The 6,110-nt window shown below is 43.4% G+C and carries 6 protein-coding genes and 3 tRNA genes; 3 read left to right on the top strand and 6 right to left on the bottom strand.

The genetic code is table 11. The features are described 5' to 3' along the window. The first annotated feature begins 18 nt into the window (after nt 1-18). Both DFP76_RS14945 and DFP76_RS14940 read left to right on the top strand, forming a co-directional pair. Nucleotides 19-95: transfer RNA gene (locus tag DFP76_RS14945), tRNA-Pro, on the top strand. Nucleotides 96-121: 26 nt separating this feature from the next. Beyond that, a tRNA-Lys gene (locus DFP76_RS14940) sits at nt 122-197 on the top strand. A 544-nt stretch (nt 198-741) separates the two neighbouring features. Here the strand turns inward: DFP76_RS14940 and DFP76_RS14935 are convergent. The 6 genes from DFP76_RS14935 to DFP76_RS14910 all read right to left on the bottom strand — a co-directional run bounded on the left by DFP76_RS14935 (nt 742) and on the right by DFP76_RS14910 (nt 4,605). Next, a tRNA-Tyr gene (locus DFP76_RS14935) sits at nt 742-825 on the bottom strand. A 51-nt stretch (nt 826-876) separates the two neighbouring features. Then, complete coding sequence (locus DFP76_RS14930; protein WP_113875416.1) at nt 877-1,812, bottom strand: ProQ/FINO family protein; 936 nt, start codon at nt 1,810-1,812, stop codon at nt 877-879. A 184-nt stretch (nt 1,813-1,996) separates the two neighbouring features. After that, complete coding sequence (locus DFP76_RS14925) at nt 1,997-2,479, bottom strand: hypothetical protein (protein ID WP_113875415.1); 483 nt, start codon at nt 2,477-2,479, stop codon at nt 1,997-1,999. Then, a complete protein-coding gene (locus tag DFP76_RS14920; RefSeq protein ID WP_113875414.1) occupies nt 2,476-2,706 on the bottom strand; it encodes a cell division protein ZapB in 231 nt (76 codons plus the stop codon). The genes DFP76_RS14925 and DFP76_RS14920 overlap by 4 nt, the downstream gene beginning before the upstream one ends. A 64-nt stretch (nt 2,707-2,770) precedes the next feature. Beyond that, the gene (locus DFP76_RS14915; protein WP_113875413.1) at nt 2,771-3,964 is read right to left on the bottom strand and encodes a flagellar assembly protein T N-terminal domain-containing protein; all 1,194 of its coding nucleotides are present in this window, start codon (nt 3,962-3,964) and stop codon (nt 2,771-2,773) included. Further along, entirely contained in the window at nt 3,964-4,605 is a 642-nt protein-coding gene (locus DFP76_RS14910) for an LPP20 family lipoprotein (protein ID WP_113875412.1), read from the bottom strand. The genes DFP76_RS14915 and DFP76_RS14910 overlap by 1 nt, the downstream gene beginning before the upstream one ends. 388 nt (nt 4,606-4,993) lie before the next feature. On the opposite strand from DFP76_RS14910, the gene dinB reads away from it, so the two are divergent. Next, nucleotides 4,994-6,055, top strand: coding sequence for a DNA polymerase IV (gene dinB, locus DFP76_RS14905; RefSeq protein WP_113875483.1), 1,062 nt, complete (start codon nt 4,994-4,996; stop codon nt 6,053-6,055). Nucleotides 6,056-6,110: the final 55 nt, after the last annotated feature.

Below are 6,110 nucleotides of genomic sequence, written 5' to 3'. Positions count from 1 at the left end.
TCCAGTTCGAGGAGCCATCGGAGTATAGCGCAGTCTGGTAGCGCGCCTGCTTTGGGAGCAGGATGTCGGGGGTTCGAATCCCTCTACTCCGACCATCAGAATACAGAACATCACTAAGAATGGGTCGTTAGCTCAGTTGGTAGAGCAGTTGACTTTTAATCAATTGGTCACTGGTTCGAATCCAGTACGACCCACCATTCTTTCTCTTCTCTTTATTTTAAATCCTATCTATTCTTAATTTCCCATTATCAATATTTTTCTTGATAAGTCGTCGGGTGTTGTTTATTTTTTAGCTTTCCAGCTTTCCAGCTTTCCAGCTTTCCAGCTTTCCAGCTTTCCAGCTTTCCAGCTTTCCAGCTTTCCAGCTTTCCAGCTTTCCAGCTTTCCAGCTTTCCAGCTTTCCAGCTTTCCAGCTTTCCAGCTTTCTAGTTTGTTATGTTGTGCTTTTTTGAATTGTGTTGGTTTTTATGTTGTGTGAGTGGTCGTGATCTTACTTGTGAGGTGTTTGTTTGCTTTTGGAGTGTGATAAGTTGTTTGGTGCGGTTTAGTGCTGTGCTGAGCTCTGTGGTGCTCTAGGGTTGTTGTGTGTTTGTGAGTGGTTTTTTTTTGATTGAAGCTGTTTTGTAGGATTATCTGTATTGAGTTGGTGTTGCTTGAGATGTGTTTATTGGAATTGCATCTGAGATATTTGAGATGATTTTTCTAGATAAGAAACAAGATGTTATCTTGTAAAAAGAGAAATGGTGGAGGGAGGTGGATTCGAACCACCGAAACTTTCGTGGCAGATTTACAATCTGCTCCCTTTGGCCACTCGGGAACCCCTCCACAGCAGCGCGGCATATAATATATACCGCGCTTAGGGATGTAAACTGTTTTTTAAGATTTATTTAACAATTTTTCCAGTTTAGCCTTCATTCTGTCTTCAGGTGATAGATTGTCGTATTGACTGTCTGCCTTTGGAGCAACTTTTTTAGGCTTTTTGTTGGTCTGGTTTTTTGTGTTTGCTTTGGCCTTATTAGGGCGTGGGGCTTTGTCTTTGGTTGGGCGGTTCGTTGTCGCTTTTGGTTTGCGCGGCATCATGGATTCAGGTAGAGCAGGTTCGTCATTTACGGCGACCCCTTCTAAATCAATGCGCGGCTGACCAGACAAAAGACACTTTTTGTATCTGTCTGAGCGAGTGTAGGCAGCAAGAGCGCGTTTTTGCTTGCTGGCGTTAAAGTCATCATCCAAAACCATATCTTGGTCTATGCCTACTTTCAGAGGCTTAGGTTGATTCCAGTTGAAGGCTTTCGGGTAGCGGTCTTCCAACATCTTAATAAGACGACGGTTGTTTTTCTGATTGCGTTGACGTTTTCGTTGCTCCGCCGTCATCGTGGCTTCCTGTTGAGCAGGCATGTCACTTGGCGTCGTATCGACATCAGTTTGCTTATCTTCTTCCGCTAGCTTGCTAGGCTCTGGTTGTTGTGTAGTCATGTAATTCGTCTGTTCAGTTGTCGTATTGGTGGTGTCAGTTTCAACACCTTCGTACAGTAAGTCAAAGTTGAGTTGTTGCTCAACTGCTGGACTTGCTTTTTGTTGTGGTGTCGCTGCCGTGGCTTTTGTCTCCAGAAGGTCCAGTGAGTCTGCTATATAAAATTGCAGCTGATCTTCAGTTGAGCGACTTTCCATTTGTGTTAGTAAGTCCATCGAAGCATTGTGTTCGGTGGTACTTGATTTGCTATCCTTTAGCTGTTGTATCTCCTCGTTAGCATCTTCCAGCTGTTTTGTTAGCCAGTCAATCCTTGCTTCGAGTTGGGCAATTAAATGTTCCATAAACACGAGGCTCAGTTTTGTATTGGGCTTAATGGAATGCTTCGGGTATTACTGGTTCCAAGCATTTCTTTTTTTTGTGTCTCATTTGGCAGCGTGATAGTAATGTCTTCTTTGCTCTGCCACCAAACGTAGGTTGTTGTAATCAAAAAGCCTGCAATGATAAATGGTGCAAATTTCATCTTGTTTAAAATGTTAACCCTGCGCCAACCATAATGTGTTTGTCGTAGGTTTCGTCATCGCTGTTGAGTATTTTAATGAATACATCAACACGAGAGACATCCGAGGTGGCGATGCGAAAGCCGGCTTCGGGGTAAAATACTGTTTCATCAAGAAAGGATATGCCGCCGCCAATATAGGACCACATAGGCAATCCTGGGAAAATCTGTAATGCAGGGCTTGCACTATAAAAGCGTGTGCCTAAGTGGATGCCACTTTCAAAGGTTTCGCCTAAAACGAAAGTGAAGCCACCATGGAAAGAAATGTTTTCTGGTGTGGTGAACTCCATGCCCGCATTTAATATGGATGTGACATTGTCTTTTCCGTCTCTGCCATCAGGGCGAGCTGCCGCGGATTCGAAGGTTACCAAGCTGGCAATTTGACCACCTTGGTCGTTAGCATAAGTATGAGCACTGACTAACATCAGTGCTGCTAGTAGTAAGGATCTCATTGTTTATTGTCCATTTGATTTAATCGGCTCAGCATTTGAGAAAGAGAACTTTCCCAGTTTGATTGCTGTTCTTTGGTTTGATCTAGCGTGCTCTGTAGTTCGGATTTTTCTTCATTTAGCTCGTAGTTTTGCATCTCCAAATCAGCAATGCGTTTGCGTAGGGAGCCAATTTCTTCAACTGCTTCGTTGATGCGTTGTTCTAAGTGATGAAGTAGTTCGTTGTTCATAATCAAATCCTAAAAAAATAAATATAATCGCTGATGTTGAGCGTGTGTTTTAAAGTGCATTAGTTTACCAAGCAATGACAACATCTTGTTGCTGAACGTTCAATATGTGTGAATCAACAACCAGTTCACCTACTGAAAAATTAGGCTGCACTTGTTTGATTGTAACACTGATATTGGCATTGTTCAGCTGAGTCTGTGCGGACTGCAGCTGATTAAATACTTCGTAACGACGGTATACGTTAAATTTATCCCCAACTTTAATGCCCGCAATGGATCCTGCTGCAATGTGGATGCGGTTGCCTTCGGTGCGAAATATATTGGCAATGAAGGGTTGGCAGCGCAACTGTTCGCTAGTATCCAAGGCGCTTTGTTTTAATGCTTGTTGGACCACTTTTCCGTAATTAATGGTCCAAAATTTGGCGCTACCAAAACCAACGCGCTGATTGTCCGCAATATCCCAGTTACCTATTTCGTTGTATCTGTGCTCAAACAGCAAGGCACCACTGAAACCGTCGTAAAGATAGATATCGACCACAAAGTTTCTTTCTTTATCTTCAGCGACTAAAGGTGTGGTATTGGTTTTGTTGTTGGGTTGTCGTTGATAAAGCTCACCGATATCACGAATGACACCACTGATGATGTACTGCACGCCAAGTTGCTCACTGATGCGAGTGACATTGGTAAGGGAGCCATCGTAATTAGTAGATGAGGGAGCATTGATTAAATCAGGGTAGATTGAAATGTTAGTGGCGGTTAACGCTTTTAAATACCCTTGTTTATTGATCTCGTCCGCTAGGTTCTTGGGCAGTTCACGAGAAATATTATTAATGGCGCCAAGTTGAGCCTGTTGTGGTATTTGTAGATCGAAGCCTGTCACGCCAACTGTTTTTCGATAATAACTTGTTGGCCCAGTACTGCATTGAGAATCTGGGGTGACATCAATACGCGCAATGATTTTTAAAAAATTACCGTTTTGCTCTTCCGAAATAATTTTGGCTCGTTGGACATGGCTTGAGCTGCGAATGGCAATGCTTGAATTCACTTCGCCATTCGTCATTTCATCTTTTACGTTTACTCGTGAGCCTGACTCCAGAACGGCTTGCTTTATCGCTTGTTCGGTGGCTCGATAGCGGGCATCCGCTATGTCGTTATTATAAATAACGGCTTCGCCAACGGCATCAATAGTGACAGCAAGGGTTGCATTAGAAAATACAACCAACACAAGGCTTAAAAGTAGTTTGTTGAGTCGCAACGTCATCACTCAATGCTGTAGAAGTTTGTTGTCGGTGTTGAGCTTTGTACATTCACGGCACGGTAGCCAGGCTGTACTTGGCAATTAGGGTCATTGGCGACACCTTGAGTTGAGGTGACACACTGACGAAAGTTCTCTTGCAGTGCCATTTCAACAACGGTCTCGAACGTGCCATCTTCGTGTTCTCTTTGAGACACGACTTTTGCTCCCACTAAATAAGCATCAACATAAGTACGCAATTCGTCGTTTTGAATGACCATATTGCTTAAAGAGCTTGAGCCATCAATTTTTAAGCCATATACACGTTCTGACAGGTTGCGGTAAGCGTCTAGCATAGAGCTGCGCAATGTCATGATGCGTGCTTGTGATTTAGTTAGGCGCTTGTTGGTAGTGAGGGCTGCGTAACCCGTAGCAGTAACAATGATGGGTTCTTGTTTAATGACGGCAATAGTGTTGTTGGCATTGACTGCGCCAACGGTGCCGGTTTGGCCATAGTTCAAAGTACCACCTCCAACCTGGTTACCATTACAGGGTGCCACGGAAGTACAGGTGCCTGTGCCAGCGGCGCTGGTTTGGTTTAGGCTTTGGCAACCTGCTAATAGGATTGCCCCTGTTGCAATCAAAAGAATGCGAATTACGTGTGTCATGGTGGTGCCCTTTGTGTGGTAGTCTCTACTTTTTCTTGTCGGCAAGTGTTGGAGTTTCTTCACTTTTACCTTGTCAGTTAGAAAGGAATCCTTGCATTTGCAGTGATGAAGGTCCGTTTCCTATTCGAGACATTCTGTCCCATGGATAAAATGTAAACTATTTTACGTGTTAGCGTCTATTTTTACAGTCTCAAATCGACGATTTTCTTTGTTTTATATGGCAAAAATAACCACTTAGCAGTTGGGTGACGTTTTTCGACTGGTATTTTGACCGATATTTTTTGATTCTATCAGGTCTGGTGGGCTTGATCATAGAATTTACATTGTGTTGTTTGAGGGTGGTTTGCTGTATATACTGTTTTTATATACAGTATTTGTGATTTCAATCATGGCACTTACAGAGCGTAAAATTATACACATTGATGCAGACTGCTTTTATGCGGCCATTGAAATGCGTGACAACCCCGCCTTGAAAGATCGACCTTTGGCTATTGGCGGTTCATCTGAGCGTCGCAGCGTGTTATCCACTGCTAATTACCCTGCTCGTTCCTATGGTGTTCGATCGGCAATGCCAGTGGCCGTTGCGAAACGCTTGTGCCCTGATTTACTCATCTTACCAGGGCATATGGAAAAGTATCGTCTTGCCTCTCAGCAAATGCATGACATTTTTAAACAATATACTCACCTTATTGAACCTTTGTCTTTGGATGAAGCTTATTTGGATGTGACTCAGTCAACACAGTGTCAAGGCAGTGCGACCCTAATGGCCGATCGTATTCGCCAGCAAATTCTAGAGACGGTTGGGATCACAGTATCAGCGGGCATTGCTACGAATAAATTCATTGCTAAAGTGGCGAGTGATTGGAACAAACCAGACGGTCTTACGCTTGTGACTCCTAAGCAGCAAGCAGATTTTGTTGCCGCCATTCCTGTTAAATGCATTTCTGGGATTGGGAAAGTGGCTCAGCAAAAACTGGCTGAACTTGGGGTGTATTACTGTGCGGATTTGCAAAAGGTGGCGTTTTCGGTGTTGCAAAAACGTTTTGGTAGTATGGCATTTCGTTTGTCTCAATTAGCGTTAGGTATAGATGAGCGTCCTGTGCAAACGTCGAGAGAGCGAAAAAGCATTTCCGTTGAGCACACGTTTGCAGAGGATCTGACTGGGGTTGAACCTTGCTTGAGTGTCTTGCCTGAACTGATTGATGCGTTGCAAAAACGTATGACTGGGCGAGGGTATGAAGCGCGTTTGAGTAAATATTATTTAAAACTCAAATTTGATGATTTTAAACAAACTACGATAGAGCAGCCGATTCAAAAAAAGCTGTCTACAGCGGTTTTTTCTGAGCTATTACAGCAAGCTCACTCCCGCTCCAAACGACCTGTGCGTTTGATTGGCGTTGGCTATCGTTTATCCAATGTGATTTCTTCGCAATTATTATTGCCTTTTTAATTTCTGTGTAAATTTTGTACAGCTCTAGCTATCTCTGTCTATACTTTAAGGCCAA

This window comes from Marinomonas aquiplantarum (assembly GCF_003314975.1).
GTDB classification, from domain to species: Bacteria; Pseudomonadota; Gammaproteobacteria; order Pseudomonadales; family Marinomonadaceae; genus Marinomonas; species Marinomonas aquiplantarum.
This window is presented reverse-complemented; position numbering and strand designations above follow the sequence as displayed.